Below are 14220 nucleotides of genomic sequence, written 5' to 3' on the forward strand. Positions count from 1 at the left end.
GCGGTCGCACAATTCGCCCGCCGCGATCGCGCCCAGCGTCGCGCCCAGTCCCACCGCCACCGTCGCGCCGAACGATACGGATGCGGGCAGGGCCAGCGTCGCCTGCGCATAGGTGGACAGGTAGTTGGTGACATAGGTGGCGATCGTGCCGAACACCGTCGTCAGGAAGGTGAAGGCGGCGATGCGGCGATAGGCGCGCAGCGGGGGGACGGGCGCCTGCGCCGTCGCGGCATGGAGCGTCTCGGGCAGGTCGCGCCGCAGCGCGAGGCCGATCGGCACGGTCAGCACGCCCAGCCCCATCGCGATGCGCCAGCCGGTGCGCGTCAGCTCGCCCGCGTCCATCACCGCTGCCAGCGCGACGCCGACGACGCCCGCGACGATCACCGCCGCGCCCTGTCCCACATATTGCAGCGCGATCCAGCGGCCGCGGTGCGCGGGCGGGGCGGCCTCCGCGAGGAAGGCGGTGCTGGCCCCGATCTCCCCGCCCAGCGCGAAGCCCTGCAACAGGCGGAAGAGGATCGCCAGTACCGGCGCGGCGGTGCCGATCGCGGCGTGCGACGGCGTGAGCGCGAGGCCGAGGCTGGCCACGCCGATCAGCGCGAAGGCGAGCACCATCGTCGGCCGCCGCCCGATCCGGTCCGCCAGCCGCCCGATGACGATCGCGCCCAGCGGCCGGGCGAGGAACCCCGCGCCGAAGGTGGCGAGCGTCGCCAGCAGGCTGGCGGTCGGATCGTCGGCGGGGAAGAAGGTCGCGCCGATCTGCACCGCGAAGAAGGAGAAGACGAGGAAGTCATACACCTCCAGCGCATTGCCCAGCGTGACGCCCGCAAGCTGGCGACGCGTGACGGGATGGGGGGCGGGGGTGTCGCTCGTCGTCGCCATCGTCGCTCCCGTTCGGGGCGGAGTGGAGAGCGGTGACGGACCCGAGTCAATGGGCGTGTCGGATGTCGGGCCGGTCCGCGGTCCGGCGCCTTGCCCTTGCAGCAGCCTACCCGGCGGGGGCCGGGGTCCGGTCGGGAGGCGTCGCGAACGACGGCCGTCGCGCCGTCGCCGGCGCCACAAATGAAAAGAGGTTGCCGGGACCCCATCAGGGTATCCCGACAACCTCCTGACATGGTCAGCGGCCGGAGAGCTCCAGCCCGGGAGACCATGCGGGCCGCGTGGGTCCTGTGATCCATGACGTTGACTGGAGGAGGATACCCCCCGTCACGGACCGGCGAACCGTCAGCGGCGCGTCCCCCGAACGAACTGAACCGACCCCATTGCTGAACCATGAGACATCGGATCACCTCCTTTCGCTGGTTGATAACGAACGCGGCCTTATGGCCGCACGCGCAATGTGTGCGCGGCGGGGGCGCGACGCAAGCGCTGTTTTGGGGTCAGTCGCGACAATCCTCGATCACGCGCGCGACCTCCGCCCACGGCGGCAGGACCAGCGCCGTCGCGCCCGCTTCTTCCCCGCCGGTTTCCATCGTGAACCGCCCGCGGCTGAACGCGATCGCGTCGAGCAGCGGGTCGCGCGGCGACAGGGCGGCGACGACATGGGGCGGGGTGCCGCCGTCTGGCCGTACCGCCAGCGTGCGGGTGACGGCGGTGGTGCGAACCGTCAGCGCCCCCGCCGCCGTGCCCGGGCGCGACAGCGACGTGGTGCGTTGGCCCCGGTCGCAGCGTACGATCGCCAATGCCGCGCCGCCCGGCGTGCCGAACGTCGCCCGGCTGCCGCGATCGTCGCGCGCATAGCGCCACGTGCCGGGCGTCACCGGCCGGTCCTGCCAGTCCGTCGCGGTCGGCGTCGGCGGCGGGGCGGGGGGCGCGACGGGCGCGGGGCGCGGCGCGGGCGGCGGGGCGGGCGCGGGCACGCAGGCGGCGACGCCGATCGTCAGGGCCGCTGCGGCGAGGCGGGTGGAGAGCCGGGGGGAGCGGTGGGAAAAACGCGGGGACATCGCCGCGCTATGCCGTACTCGCCCGCCCGCCTCAACCGGCGCGCGCCGTGTCGGAACCCCGGGCCGACGCTGACGGTTCTCGATTCCACCATTCTAGAGGACGTATCCATGGCCGAACCCGAACCCACGTTGCTGCTTGTGCAGGCCGCCCTGTCGGGCACGATGAAGGTGGAGGGGCGCGACGGCGACCATCTGGGCGCGGTCCATGCGTTCATGGTTCACAAGGGGTCGGGCCGCACGACGCACGCCGTCCTGTCGCTGGGCGGCTTCCTGGGCGTGGGCAAGAGCTATTATCCGCTGCCCTTCTCGCTCCTGCGCTTCGATGCGGTGCGCGATCTGTACGTCGTGACGATCGACCGCCGCGTGCTGGAGGGCGGCCCCAGCTGGGCCAGCAACGCCCCCGCCTTCGACCAATCCTATGCCGATCGCGTCGCCAGCTATTACGGCGCGCCGACCGAATCGCTGACCGCGGGTTGAGGAGGACATGATGAGCGAGACGAAGCCGACGGGCGTCGAAAAGGCGATCGACGAACTGCTGACCGATCCCGATGCGCCCGAGAAGGGCCATGCGGACCGCCCGCCGCAGACGATCGACGCGGAACCCGCCGAACGGCCGGACCGCTAGGCCGGTCGCGACGCCGTCCGACACTCCGCCGTACGGCGTGGGTGACGGACGGCAGGACCGCGTTGGTCAGTACGCGCGTCCGACCAGCACGCGCTCCACCGCCGGTTCCCCGGTGAAGATGCACGCGCCGTCCGCCGCCGCCTGCCCCGCGGGCGCGTTGCGCAGCGTCAGCTTCAGCGCCTTCAGCCGCGCGACGACGCCGTCCAGCGCCGCGCCGGTCGGCCGTGCCCATTGCACCTCCAGCCAGCCGGGCGCCTTCGCCCCTTCCGCGAACTGCGCCTCGATCTCGGCGAAGTCGGTCGCGGGGCGGATGTTGGCGTCCAGCCGCGCCTTCGCCTCGGCATGCAGCGCCTGCTGGATCTCCGCCAGCATCGTCGCGACCCCGAAGCCGTCGCGCGCGGTCGCCACGCTGTCCAGCTTCCCGTCTTCCCGATACAGGCGGTCGCGGCGGATCACCGACACGTTCCCCGCCGCCATGTCGCGCCCGCCGACCTCGATCACGACCGGCGCGCCCTTCTTCACCCAGCCCCAGCGCTTCGTCGCGGCCTTCACGGGCTTCAGGTCCAGCAGCGCGCGGACCGGCTCGCCCAGCGCCTGCTGCTGCGCCAGTTCGGCCTGCAACGCGCGGCAATAGTCGATCAGCGCCGCATCCTCCGGCACGTCGCGCAGCATGGGCACGATCACCACCTGCCACGGCGCGATCCGCGGCGGCACGCGCAGGCCGTCGTCGTCGCCATGGACCATGATGACCGCGCCGATCATCCGCGTCGACACGCCCCAGCTGGTCGTCTGCGCATGGTCCAGCCCGCCTTCCGCGTTCTGGAAACGGATGTTCTGCGCCTTCGCGAAATTGGTGCCCAGGAAGTGCGACGTGCCCGCCTGCAACGCCTTCCCGTCCTGCATCATCGCCTCGATCGACCATGTCTCGACCGCGCCGGGGAAACGCTCGTTCTCCGGCTTCTCCCCCGCCACCACGGGCAATGCCAGGTCGTCCTCGGCGAAGCTGCGATAGACCTCCAGCATCCGCAGCGTCTCCTCGCGCGCCTCATCGGCGGTCGCGTGGGCGGTATGCCCCTCCTGCCACAGGAACTCGCTGGTGCGCAGGAACATCCGCGTCCGCATCTCCCAGCGCACGACATTGGCCCATTGGTTGATGAGCACGGGCAGGTCGCGCCACGACTGGATCCAGCGCGCGAAGGCGTGGCCGATCACGGTTTCGGACGTGGGCCGCACGATCAGCGGCTCCTCCAGCTTCGCGCTCGGATCGGGCACGAGCCCGCCCTTCCCGTCCGCGATCAGCCGGTGGTGCGTGACGACCGCCATCTCCTTCGCGAAGCCGTCGACATGGGACGCCTCCTGCTCGAAATAGCTCAAGGGGATGAACAGCGGGAAATAGCAATTCTCGTGCCCCGTCGCCTTGATGCGATCGTCAAGCAGCCGCTGGATCCGTTCCCAGATGCCGTATCCCCACGGCCGGATGACCATGCACCCGCGCACGCCCGATTCCTCGGCCAGGTCGGCCTCCGAAATGACGGATTGATACCAGGCGGCGAAATCGGCGTCGCGGGTGACGGGGAGCGCATGCTTGACCATGCAGCGGCGACTAGCGCGGCGGGGGGTGTTCGGGAAGCCCGCGGGTTGGACGGGCCTGTCACCCACCCCGTCATGCCGGGCTGGTCCCGGCATCCACCGTGCCGCACCGCCGCCGCGTCGAGATACGCGGCACGGTGGACCCCGGAACAGGTCCGGGGTGACGAGGAAGGTGAGGCGGGCGTGCGCGCCACCCCCGTTCGCCCTGAGCGAAGTCGAAGGGCATGCGCATCGGCTTCGACGGCGCTCGGCCCGGACGGACGCTGGATGGCCGCGAAGAAACGAAGTCATTCAGATTCCTGCCGCCCTCCCCTACAGCCCGATGATGCCCACCGACCGCCTGTTGCCCGCGATCCTGCTGCGCCTGCTGTCGGTGCTGCTGTTCGCGCTGATGAACGTGGGGATCAAGCTGGCGGAGGCGGGCGGGGCGGCGCTGGCGGAGATCCTGTTCTGGCGACAGGCGGGGGCGGCGATGCTGGTCGCGGGGATCGTGCTCGCGGGCCCGGGCGTCGCGGCGGTGCGGACGGCGCGGATGGGGGCGCACGTCCTGCGCTGCGTGCTGGGGCTGACCGCGATGACGCTGACCTTCTCCACGCTCACGCTGCTGCCGCTGGCGGAGGCGACGACCCTGGGGTTCTCGATGCCGATCTTCGCCACGATCCTGGGCGCGCTGGTGCTGCGCGAGCCGACGGGGGCGTGGCGCTGGGCGGCGGTGGTCGCGGGGTTCGTCGGCGTGGTCATCGTGGCGCAGCCCGGCGCGGGCGCGGGCATTCCGACGATCGGCGTCGCGACCGGGATCGGCGCGGCGCTGGGCACCGCCACCGTTTCCATCCTGCTGCGCACGATCGGGCGGACCGAACGGCCGCTGGCGACGGTGTTCTGGTTCTCGGTCCTGTCGCTCGTGCCGCTGGGTGTCGCCTATGCGTTGACGGCGCAGGCGCATCCGGCGACGACCTGGGCGCTGCTGCTCGGCATCGGCCTGCTCGGCGGCGCGGCGCAGATCGCGATGACGACCTCGCTGACCTGGGGGCCGGTGTCGTCGGTGGTGCCGATGGACTATACCGCGCTGCTGTGGGCGACGCTGTTCGGCTGGTGGGTGTTCGACCGCCTGCCCGCCGAATCGACGTGGCTCGGCGCGCCGGTGATCGTGGCGTCGGGCCTCGTCATCGTCTGGCGCGAACACCGCCGCCGCCGCGCGGAGGTGCGCCAGGCGCTCGCCGACGCGTGATCCGAAGAAGAAGATTGTTCGCGCAAAGACGCGAAGACGCAAAGGTGCCGCGCTGCCGCCGATCATCCGGCTGCGTCAGCAGCCCGTAAATTCGGCAGCCACAGGATGTGAGGTCTCGCTGACGCGACACGGCGCGGCGCGCGCTCCACCTCCGCGTCTCCGCGCCTCCGCGTGAACCACCCCCTCTTCGCGTCTTCGCGCGAACAAACTTCCGACCGCAGCCGCACCCCTGTCCTACGCGCGACGCGCCGCGCCTAGCCCAGCATCGCCGCGAGCGCCGGTGACAGATGCTCCCCCGCCCGCGTCACGAGTCGCGCCGCCAGCCCGTGCAGCGCCGCGACCCCCGCGGCGTCCTCCCCCAGCACGATGAGCGCGCTGGCCCAGGCGTCCGCGATCATCGCGCTGGCATGGATCACGCTGACCGCCACCGCCCCCGCCGCGGGCAGGCCAGCGCGGGGATCGATATTGTGCGCCCCCCGCACGTAATCGCCCGACGTCGCGACCGACAGGCCGTGCAGCGCCACGCGCAGCGGCGCGACCGCGGCGCCGGGCGGCGTCTCCAGGTCGACCCACCACGGCTCCCCAGACGGCTGCACCCCGCGTCCCGACAATTCGCCGCCGATCTCGACCAGCGCATGCGTGACGCCGTGCTGCGCGAGCAGGTCGGCGACGGCATCGACCGCGAAGCCCTTCGCGATCCCCGACAGGTCCAGCGCGCATCCCCCCGGCTGGCGCAACCGCCGCGCGCCCGCGTCCCGGTCGAGCCGGTGCCAGCCCGACGCATCCCGCGCCGCCGCAACGGCATCCGCGTCGGGCGCAGGCTGCGGTCCCGGCGGGCCGTGGCCGTACAGGTCGACCAGCCGCCCGATCGCGGGATCGAACGCCCCGCCGCTCGCCTGCGCGACGTCGAACGCCGCATCGACGACTTGCGCGAAATCGGGCGGCAGCGCGATCCACGCTCCCGCCGCCGCGCGGTTGAACCGCGACAGGACGGAATCGTGCGCCCAGTGGCTCATCTCCGCCACGATCCCCGCCAGCCGCGCCGCGACCGCCGCGGCCAGATCGACGCGAAGCCCGCGCGGCCGCACCAGCAGGACGCGCCACGTCGTTCCCATCGTCGCGCCCTCGAGCGTCTCGATCGTGGCGGTCGGGTCGAGCCCGACGAAGGCGGCGGGATCGATGCGGGGCGGGAGCGCGATCCTCATCCGGACCTGTTCGTCATGCCGGGCGTGTCCCGGCATCCATCGCGCCGCAAGGGCGGAAGCCGTTGACCCGGCGGCACGATGGACCCCGGAACACGTCCGGGGTGACGGCGTCGAGAGTCACGGCGTCAACACCTCCAGCGTCGTCGTATAGGCCAGCCGCCGCTCGCTCACCCGCGGCTGCGTGCTCTTCGCATCGGTCGTGGTCGCGTTGACCCAGTACATGCCCGCCGCGGGCCAGGCGATCGTCGCCACGCCCTGCGCGTCGGTCGTCACGTCCATGCCGCCCTCCGCGTCGCGATAGCGCTTGCCGCCGGGGATGACGGTCACCTTCAGCCCGGCCGCGGGCTTCCCGTCGAGCAGGAAGCGGAACCGCGCCGCCTCGCCCGCGACCAGTTCGTCGGGGTGCGTGATCGGCGCCAGTTCCAGCCCGCGCCCGGTCGGCTTCAGGACGGTCGTCGTCGGCGCGCCCGCGGTGACGAAGATCTCGTTCCGGCCGATCGTCTCGACCAGCTTCACGTCGGTCGCGTTCGCGGGGATGTCCGCCACGGTCAGCGGCGCGGGTGCCCCCGGCTGCGGCGGGCCGCGCCGCCCGCCGACGCGCTTCTCCTGCCCGTCCACCTTGAACGTGCCCATGACGCCCGACATCTCGCTCCCGATCTTCCACGTTCCGGGCTTGTCCAGCTTCACGTCGAAGACCGAGCGATATCGTCCCGTCGCGCCGTTCTGAAGCTGTCCCGGCGTCCCGTCGGGTTGCCACACCTTCACATTCTCCAGCCGTCCGGGCTGGTGATCGAAGAAGAACAGGTCGTTCGACACCGCGGCGTCGACCGTCACCCAGCTGTCGGTGCCCGAGAAGACCGTGCCCGACGGCAGCAGCCACATCCGGTGCGCCGACACCGCGGCGGGGAGCGACAGGAGCGCGGCGGCGAGGAGGAGGTGTTTCTTCATGGATGGGTCCTTCGGAATGCAGCCGTTCGTGCTGAGCCAAGTCGAAGCATATGCGCGCGGCCTTCGACGTCGCTCGGGCCGAACGGAGGATGGGGAGAGTCAGCGGATCGTCACGGCGCCCAGCTCCGCCTTCCCGCCGCCCGCGCCGCGCGCGTTCGGGATGGTCAGCGGCACCGTCACCAGCTCGCGCCCGCCGGTCTCGCGCGCGGCCTCCACGTTCAGGACGTACGCGCCGGGCTTCAGGTCCGCGGGCAGCGGGATGACGTGCTGCCCCGGCGCGCGCGTCGCGCCCGACACGCCGCTGGGCATCTTCAGGCTGCGTCCGCCCTTGCGCCACCATGCGCGCAGGTCGGACAGCCATTTCGTCCCCAGCTCCTGCCCGCCCTTCTTCACGTCGTACCACACCGCCAGCGTCCGCGCCGCGCCCCCACTCCCATTGGCGCCCTGCGGCTCCAGCCAGACGGCGACATAGGGGCGGTGATATTCCGCGACGGCCAATCGCGGGATCGTGACGGTGACGGTGCTGGCGCTCGCCGGAAGCGCGATCGAACCGGCGGTCAGGGCGTAGACGATCGGACGCATGGGGTCCTCCTTCAGTGGATCAGGAACAGCGCGATCAGCGCCGGGATGACGAGCCCCGCCCCGACCAGCGGCCAGGTGGAGGGGCGGTGGCGGGCGTGCAGTTGCAGCAGCAGCAGCCCGGTGAGCGTGAACAGGATGCACGCGCCCGCGAAGACGTCGATGAACCAGAACCAGGCGGTGCCCGAATTGCGGCCCTTGTGCAGGTCGTTCAGGTAGCTGATCCAGCCGCGGTCGGTGATTTCGGTCGTGACGCGCCCGGTCGCGCGGTCGATGCTGACCCAGCCGTCGCCGCCGGGGCGGGGCAGCGCGACATACACCTCCGCGTCGGACCATTCGCCCGGCTTCCCCGCCGGGTTCAGCCCCGTCGCCGCCGCCACCGCATCCGCCACGCGCGGCGGCAGCGGCGCGTCCGTCGCTTTGGGCGCGGGCACCAGCGCGCGCGCCACCGGCGGCGGCAGGGTCGCGCCGCCCTGCGTCACGCGCGGATCGGCCGCGATCGACGCGGCGTGGTTCAGCGTGATGCCCGTGATCGCGAACAGCACCATGCCCACCAGCGACACCGCCGCACTGACCCAATGCCACGTATGCAGCTGCTTCAGCCAGAACGCGCTGATGCGGCGTTTCGGCCTTCGTTGCGGGCGGGCGGCGGGGGCGTGAATCGGGGCGGCTTCTCGACAGGAGGTATCGCGCTTGTGCGCTATTGCGAACCATTGTCAATACTGGCGCCGGGTTTTGTTCGCGCGAAGACGCGAAGCCGCGAAGAGGTAAGGAAAGTGTTTCGCGCAGAGGCGCAGAGACGCAGAGATGTTGCGCTCGTCGTGATGCCCCGGCTGCGTCCGCAGCCAGTCAAGCCGGCAGCCGACAGCACAAAGGTCTCGCTGCGCGAGACGAAGCAGGAAGCGAGCCCTCTTCGCGTCTTCGCGCCTTCGCGCGAACAACCCCTTCTCGACGCGACGGAAAACAGGCCCTTCCCCCGTTCCCGTTTCGCCCCCATCTTGGCGCGCATGGCGATCCAGATCCGAACCAATTTGGCCGAACCCGAGACCGGCGACACCTTCGTCCCCCATCGTCCGCAGCGTCCCGCGAAGGTGGAGGGGGGCAGGGCGTTCAAGCTGGTCAGCGAGTATGAACCGTCGGGGGACCAGCCGACCGCGATCCGCGAACTGGTCGACGCCACCAACGCGGGCGAGCGCGACCAGGTGCTGCTGGGCGTCACCGGGTCGGGCAAGACCTTCACGATGGCGAAGGTGATCGAGGCGGTGCAGCGCCCCGCGCTGATCCTCGCGCCGAACAAGATCCTCGCCGCGCAATTGTACGGCGAGTTCAAGTCCTTCTTCCCCGACAACGCGGTCGAATATTTCGTCAGCTATTACGACTATTACCAGCCCGAGGCGTACGTCCCGCGGTCCGACACCTATATCGAGAAGGAAAGCTCGGTAAACGAATCGATCGACCGGATGCGCCATTCGGCGACGCGATCGCTGCTGGAACGCGACGACGTCATCATCGTCGCCTCGGTCAGCTGCCTGTACGGTATCGGATCGGTCGAAACCTATTCGGCGATGATCTTCGACCTGAAGAAGGGCCAGTCGGTCGACCAGCGCGAGATCGTGCGAAAGCTCGTCGCGCTGCAATACAAGCGCAACGACGCCGCGTTCCAGCGCGGCAATTTCCGCGTGAAGGGCGACAACCTCGAAATCTTCCCCTCGCATTACGAGGACAGCGCCTGGCGCGTGTCCTTCTTCGGCGACGAGATCGAGGAGATCGTGGAGTTCGATCCCCTGACCGGATCGAAGAACGCGTCGCTCAATTCCATCCGCGTCTACGCCAATTCGCACTACGTCACCCCCGGCCCGACGATGAAGCAGGCCGCCGACGCGATCCGGCACGAACTGTCGGAACGGCTGAAGGAGCTGGAGGCGGAGGGCAAGCTGCTGGAACGCCAGCGGTTGCAGGAGCGGACGAACTTCGACCTGGAGATGATCGCCGCGACCGGATCATGCAACGGGATCGAGAATTACAGCCGCTTCCTGACCGGCCGCCTGCCCGGCGAACCGCCCCCCACATTGTTCGAATATTTGCCCGAGAACGCCGTCCTGTTCGTCGACGAGAGCCACCAGACCGTGCCGCAGGTCGGCGCCATGGCGAAGGGCGATCACCGGCGGAAGATCACGCTGGCCGAATATGGCTTCCGCCTGCCGTCGTGCATCGACAACCGGCCGCTGCGCTTCAACGAATGGGACGCGATGCGCCCGCAGACCGTCTGCGTCTCCGCCACGCCGGGCAATTGGGAGATGGAGCAGTCGGGCGGCGTCTTCGCCGAGCAGGTCATCCGCCCCACCGGCCTGATCGACCCGCCGGTCGAGATCAAGCCGGTCGAGGAGCAGGTGCAGGATTGCATCGTCGAATGCCGCAAGACCGCGGAGGCGGGCTACCGCACCCTCGTCACCACGCTGACGAAGCGGATGGCGGAGGATCTGACCGAATATATGCACGAGGCGGGCCTGCGCGTCCGCTACATGCACAGCGATGTCGAGACGCTGGAGCGGATCGAGCTGATCCGCGACCTGCGGCTGGGCGTGTACGACGTGCTGGTCGGCATCAACCTGCTGCGCGAGGGGCTGGACATCCCCGAATGCGGGCTGGTCGCGATCATGGACGCGGACAAGGAGGGGTTCCTGCGCAGCGAGACGTCGCTGATCCAGACGATCGGCCGCGCCGCGCGCAACGTCGACGGCCGCGTGATCCTGTATGCCGACCGCATCACGGGCTCGATGGAGCGCGCGATGAACGAAACGTCGCGCCGCCGCGAGAAGCAGGAGGCGTACAACCTCGAACACGGCATCACCCCCACGACCATCCGCCGCGACATCGGCGACATCATCGCACACGTCGCCAGCAAGGACGGCGTCACCGTCGCGATCGATGACGACAAGCCGCACATGGTCGGCCACAACCTGCGCGCCTATATCGAGGAGCTGGAGAAGAAGATGCGCAAGGCCGCCAGCGACCTCGAGTTCGAGGAAGCCGGCCGCCTGCGCGACGAAATCCGGTCGCTGGAGCAGGAGGAACTGGGCCTGCCGGTGGAGCAGCATCGCGCGCCGGTGATGGGACGGAGCAACGAGGGCAAGCCGGGGACGCGCAAGACGCGGTACGGGAAGACGTCGCGCAAGTTCGGGGGGAAGCGGTAGATGCCCCATTTACGGCGAAAAGTGAGTGGCGTCGGTATCGGTTACCGATGAACCAGATCACGAAAACCTACGCCTGGCTATTGGAAAATCCGCGCGGCACCCTGTCGTTCCGCGATTTTGAGCGGCTGCTCACGGCATTCGGCTTCACCCACGTCCGCACCGTGGGAAGTCATCGCCAATACGTTCATCCACGGGTGCAGAGACCCTTTCCGGTGCAGCCGGACGGGAAGGATGCGAAAAGGTATCAGGTTCGAGAGTTTCTTGATATGATTGCGGCCAATCGGCTGGAGATGGAGGATTGATGGACCCGCATTATCATATCAACCTCATGTGGTCCGATGACGATGGTTGCTGGATCGCGGATGTGCCCGACCTTCGACCGTGTTCTGCGCATGGCGATACGCCGGTATCCGCGCTGGCCAATGTCAGGGACGCGATAACCGGATGGCTGGAAACCGCGCGGGAATGCGGTTTTGCCATTCCCGAGCCACGCTATCGTCCCGCAATTTACGCGGCGCGTTTCGCCGCCTGACCCGGCCAGCCGCGGTTAAGCCGCGATCGGGCATCCGGCCCTGATGTACGCCGCCCCACGCCGCGAACGGATCGGGTCCGCCATCGCCGCCGCCATCGTCACTGCGGCGATCGGCTGGGCGTTGCTGATGGGGCTGGCGGGCGGGGCGGTGACGCGCAAGGTCGGCGAGACGCTGGCGCTGTTCCGCGTGCCGCCGCCTGTGCCGCCCGAGCGCGTCGTGCCGAAGAAGCAGGCCGTCTCCCGCCCCTCCGGCCGCGCCGCGCCGCCCAATACCCGCAGCCGGGCGACCCCCGTCGTCGCGCCGCCCCCGATCGTGGTCGTGCCGCTGCCCCCGCCGCCGATCGTCGCCGCGCCGAAGCCGTTCGCGGGCACGCAATCGACGCAGGGCGCCGCGCCCGTCGCGGGTCCCGGCACCGGCGCGGGCGGGATCGGCGACGGCACGGGATCGGGCGGCTGGGGCGACGGCGACGGGAGCGGGGAGGGCGACGAGACGCCGCCGCGCTGGCGCCGCGGCCGGTTGACCGACGCGGATTACCCGCGCGGCGTGGGCGAGGACGGGTTCGAGGGCACGGTATCGGTCCGCTTCCTGGTCTGGACCGACGGGCGCGTGCGCGACTGCCGCGTCACGGGGTCGAGCGGGAACCGCGAGCTGGACGACGTGACCTGCCGCCTGATCCGGCAACGTTTCCGCTACGATCCGTCGCGCGATGCGGCGGGACGGCCGGTCCCGGCCTGGCTGCTGGAGAACCACACCTGGGCGATCGAGGCCGCGCCGGAGGAGCGCTAGCCCAGGCGCCGGGACGATCCCGCCCGCGATTTTCGTCGGACCCTAAGCCGTTGTAAACCTTCCTCGTCCATAATCGACCGATGGAATCCTTCACCCCCAGGCCGCTCACCCCCCGTGCCGACCGCCACACCGTCGGCTTCGACGTGGATATCGAGGGGCCGACGACCCCCGCCTATCGCACCCCGGTGCGCAACGTGTCCGCGTCCGGGATGCTGTTGAAGGACGCCGGGGTGTTGCAGGTCGGCGACGTGCTGTCGGCGCGATTGCCGCGGCTCGGCCCGATCGTCTGCCGCGTGGTGCGGCTGCGCGCGGGCGAGGCGGGGGTGAAGTTCGACCGTGCGATCGCGGTCGCGGACCTCCTCGCCGCCGCCTAGCGACGCCCGCGCACGCCCAGCATCGCGACGCCCCCCGCCAGCGTCAGCAGCGACAGCAGCGCGATCACCGTGCCGAAATCCTGCGGCGTCGCCAGCCACCATGTCAGCAGCGGACCGGCCAGCGACGGCAGCGTGTTGGCGAGGTTGAGCAGCCCCAGGTCGCGCCCGCGATGCGCCGCGCTGGGCAGCAATTGCATCGCGAATCCCGCATGGAGCGCCAGAAAGGTCGCGGACCCGATCGCGTACAGCGTGAAGCCGGCCGCGCCCGTCGTCCAGCCGTCCGCGCGCGCCATCAGCGCCAGCCCCCCCGCCGCGCAGCCCGCGGCCCCCAGCAGGAAAGGCTTGCGCCGGCCCGTGCGGTCCGACCAGCGGCCCAGCAGGATCGCGATCGGCAACGGAGCGGCATAGGCGAGGGTCAGCAGGTTGCCGACCCGCGGCGCGAGCGTGGCGGGGGGCTGATCCGGCAGGATGCCGGCGAAATAATACAGCAGGTACGCCGACAGCGCGCTGCCCGCGACCTGTACCAGCAGCCGCGCGATCCAGGCGATGGCGAGGTCGGCGCGCAGCACCGGGCGGTCGACCCGAACGGGCGCGGGCGGCGCGGCGCGCGCCGGGATCGCCAGGACGGGGACGACGCACGACAGCATCGCGATGCCGACGATGGCGAATTGCATCCCCTCCCCCGGCGTCGCGCCCGCCACCAGCGATGCGGACACGCCCGCGGCGACGGGCACGGCGAGCGCCAGCAGGCCGCTCGCGATGCCGCGCTGCGCGTCGGGCACCTCGTCCGCCATCATCGCCGACAACGGCGCGAGCAGCGTGTTGACCGCGACCTGAAACAGCACGATGCCCAGCACGATCATGCCCGGCGTCGCGGCGGCGGCGATGGCGGCGTAGGATGCGAGGGTGGATGCCGCGCCCGCGACCAGCCACCGCCGCCTGCCCCCGCCGCGCGCGACGCTGCGGTCGCTGAGCCAGCCGAACGCGACGTTGGACACGCTCGCCGCCACCGCGCCCGCGACGATGCAGATCGTCAGGACGTCGAGCCGCGCGGCGCCCGCGATCCGTTCCACCTTCATCGGCAGCAACAGCGTCAGCAGCGGGAAATAGGCGATGACGCCGCCGGTGTTGGCGAGCGCATAGGCGATGAGGAAACCGGTCGACCGATGCGTGGGGTGGGAGGTCACGGATGCGACGCTAGGCGTGGCGGGAAGG

At 70.5% G+C, this 14220-nt stretch carries 16 protein-coding genes; 8 read left to right on the plus strand and 8 right to left on the minus strand.

The window, feature by feature from the left end; all coding sequences use genetic code 11:
• Together ASG29_RS17025 and ASG29_RS07395 are read right to left on the minus strand one after the other, a co-directional pair.
• Positions 1 to 882: MFS transporter (locus ASG29_RS17025; RefSeq protein ID WP_162242953.1), on the minus strand; the 882-nt coding region annotated here is incomplete at its 3' end.
• A 497-nt stretch (positions 883 to 1379) separates the two neighbouring features.
• On the minus strand, positions 1380 to 1943 hold the full coding sequence (locus ASG29_RS07395) for a hypothetical protein (protein WP_055982476.1): 564 nt from the start codon (positions 1941 to 1943) through the stop codon (positions 1380 to 1382).
• Positions 1944 to 2051: 108 nt separating this feature from the next.
• Between ASG29_RS07395 and ASG29_RS07400 the strand changes: the two genes are divergently transcribed.
• Both ASG29_RS07400 and ASG29_RS16685 read left to right on the plus strand, forming a co-directional pair.
• Complete coding sequence (locus tag ASG29_RS07400; RefSeq protein WP_055982478.1) at positions 2052 to 2420, plus strand: PRC-barrel domain-containing protein; 369 nt, start codon at positions 2052 to 2054, stop codon at positions 2418 to 2420.
• A gap of 7 nt (positions 2421 to 2427) precedes the next feature.
• Positions 2428 to 2568 (plus strand): hypothetical protein, encoded by a 141-nt coding sequence (locus ASG29_RS16685; RefSeq protein WP_156457944.1) that lies wholly within the window; start codon positions 2428 to 2430, stop codon positions 2566 to 2568.
• A 66-nt stretch (positions 2569 to 2634) separates the two neighbouring features.
• On the opposite strand, the gene ASG29_RS07405 is transcribed toward ASG29_RS16685, so the two are convergent.
• Complete coding sequence (locus ASG29_RS07405; protein WP_055982480.1) at positions 2635 to 4161, minus strand: aminoacyl--tRNA ligase-related protein; 1527 nt, start codon at positions 4159 to 4161, stop codon at positions 2635 to 2637.
• Positions 4162 to 4480: 319 nt separating this feature from the next.
• On the opposite strand from ASG29_RS07405, the gene ASG29_RS07410 reads away from it, so the two are divergent.
• Positions 4481 to 5386, plus strand: coding sequence for a DMT family transporter (locus ASG29_RS07410; protein WP_414884313.1), 906 nt, complete (start codon positions 4481 to 4483; stop codon positions 5384 to 5386).
• A gap of 254 nt (positions 5387 to 5640) precedes the next feature.
• On the opposite strand, the gene ASG29_RS07415 is transcribed toward ASG29_RS07410, so the two are convergent.
• From ASG29_RS07415 to ASG29_RS07430, 4 genes are all read right to left on the minus strand, one after another.
• Positions 5641 to 6591 carry an FAD:protein FMN transferase gene (locus ASG29_RS07415; RefSeq protein ID WP_200932394.1) on the minus strand — a complete coding sequence of 317 codons (951 nt, stop codon included), beginning with the start codon at positions 6589 to 6591 and terminating at the stop codon, positions 5641 to 5643.
• A 117-nt stretch (positions 6592 to 6708) separates the two neighbouring features.
• Positions 6709 to 7539 (minus strand): DUF4198 domain-containing protein, encoded by an 831-nt coding sequence (locus ASG29_RS07420; RefSeq protein WP_055982482.1) that lies wholly within the window; start codon positions 7537 to 7539, stop codon positions 6709 to 6711.
• A 99-nt stretch (positions 7540 to 7638) separates the two neighbouring features.
• Positions 7639 to 8121, minus strand: coding sequence for a DUF2271 domain-containing protein (locus ASG29_RS07425; RefSeq protein WP_055982484.1), 483 nt, complete (start codon positions 8119 to 8121; stop codon positions 7639 to 7641).
• 11 nt (positions 8122 to 8132) lie between these two features.
• Positions 8133 to 8780 carry a PepSY-associated TM helix domain-containing protein gene (locus ASG29_RS07430; protein ID WP_055982486.1) on the minus strand — a complete coding sequence of 216 codons (648 nt, stop codon included), beginning with the start codon at positions 8778 to 8780 and terminating at the stop codon, positions 8133 to 8135.
• A 345-nt stretch (positions 8781 to 9125) separates the two neighbouring features.
• On the opposite strand from ASG29_RS07430, the gene uvrB reads away from it, so the two are divergent.
• From uvrB to ASG29_RS07455, 5 genes are all read left to right on the plus strand, one after another.
• Positions 9126 to 11312 (plus strand): excinuclease ABC subunit UvrB, encoded by a 2187-nt coding sequence (gene uvrB / locus ASG29_RS07435; protein WP_055982488.1) that lies wholly within the window; start codon positions 9126 to 9128, stop codon positions 11310 to 11312.
• A gap of 47 nt (positions 11313 to 11359) precedes the next feature.
• Entirely contained in the window at positions 11360 to 11614 is a 255-nt protein-coding gene (locus ASG29_RS07440; protein ID WP_055982490.1) for a type II toxin-antitoxin system HicA family toxin, read from the plus strand.
• The gene (locus ASG29_RS07445; RefSeq protein ID WP_055982492.1) at positions 11614 to 11844 is read left to right on the plus strand and encodes a type II toxin-antitoxin system HicB family antitoxin; all 231 of its coding nucleotides are present in this window, start codon (positions 11614 to 11616) and stop codon (positions 11842 to 11844) included. The genes ASG29_RS07440 and ASG29_RS07445 overlap by 1 nt, the downstream gene beginning before the upstream one ends.
• Before the next feature lie 43 nt (positions 11845 to 11887).
• A complete protein-coding gene (locus tag ASG29_RS07450; RefSeq protein WP_055982494.1) occupies positions 11888 to 12631 on the plus strand; it encodes an energy transducer TonB in 744 nt (247 codons plus the stop codon).
• An 80-nt stretch (positions 12632 to 12711) separates the two neighbouring features.
• On the plus strand, positions 12712 to 13005 hold the full coding sequence (locus ASG29_RS07455) for a PilZ domain-containing protein (RefSeq protein WP_055982496.1): 294 nt from the start codon (positions 12712 to 12714) through the stop codon (positions 13003 to 13005).
• On the opposite strand, the gene ASG29_RS07460 is transcribed toward ASG29_RS07455, so the two are convergent.
• Positions 13002 to 14192: an MFS transporter gene (locus ASG29_RS07460; RefSeq protein ID WP_055982498.1), complete on the minus strand. Its 1191-nt coding sequence runs from the start codon at positions 14190 to 14192 to the stop codon at positions 13002 to 13004. The two genes, ASG29_RS07455 and ASG29_RS07460, sit on opposite strands and share 4 nt — an antisense overlap.
• Positions 14193 to 14220: the final 28 nt, after the last annotated feature.

This window comes from Sphingomonas sp. Leaf412 (assembly GCF_001425405.1).
Taxonomy (GTDB): Bacteria; Pseudomonadota; Alphaproteobacteria; order Sphingomonadales; family Sphingomonadaceae; genus Sphingomonas.

Coding starts and splice junctions, on each gene's coding strand:
- ASG29_RS07395 (WP_055982476.1), bottom strand. CDS start 1,943: ATGTCCCCGCGTTTTTCCCACCGCTCCCCCCGGCTCTCCACCCGCCTC.
- ASG29_RS07400 (WP_055982478.1), top strand. CDS start 2,052: ATGGCCGAACCCGAACCCACGTTGCTGCTTGTGCAGGCCGCCCTGTCG.
- ASG29_RS16685 (WP_156457944.1), top strand. CDS start 2,428: ATGATGAGCGAGACGAAGCCGACGGGCGTCGAAAAGGCGATCGACGAA.
- ASG29_RS07405 (WP_055982480.1), bottom strand. CDS start 4,161: ATGGTCAAGCATGCGCTCCCCGTCACCCGCGACGCCGATTTCGCCGCC.
- ASG29_RS07410 (WP_414884313.1), top strand. CDS start 4,481: ATGATGCCCACCGACCGCCTGTTGCCCGCGATCCTGCTGCGCCTGCTG.
- ASG29_RS07415 (WP_200932394.1), bottom strand. CDS start 6,591: ATGAGGATCGCGCTCCCGCCCCGCATCGATCCCGCCGCCTTCGTCGGG.
- ASG29_RS07420 (WP_055982482.1), bottom strand. CDS start 7,539: ATGAAGAAACACCTCCTCCTCGCCGCCGCGCTCCTGTCGCTCCCCGCC.
- ASG29_RS07425 (WP_055982484.1), bottom strand. CDS start 8,121: ATGCGTCCGATCGTCTACGCCCTGACCGCCGGTTCGATCGCGCTTCCG.
- uvrB (WP_055982488.1), top strand. CDS start 9,126: ATGGCGATCCAGATCCGAACCAATTTGGCCGAACCCGAGACCGGCGAC.
- ASG29_RS07440 (WP_055982490.1), top strand. CDS start 11,360: ATGAACCAGATCACGAAAACCTACGCCTGGCTATTGGAAAATCCGCGC.
- ASG29_RS07445 (WP_055982492.1), top strand. CDS start 11,614: ATGGACCCGCATTATCATATCAACCTCATGTGGTCCGATGACGATGGT.
- ASG29_RS07450 (WP_055982494.1), top strand. CDS start 11,888: ATGTACGCCGCCCCACGCCGCGAACGGATCGGGTCCGCCATCGCCGCC.
- ASG29_RS07455 (WP_055982496.1), top strand. CDS start 12,712: ATGGAATCCTTCACCCCCAGGCCGCTCACCCCCCGTGCCGACCGCCAC.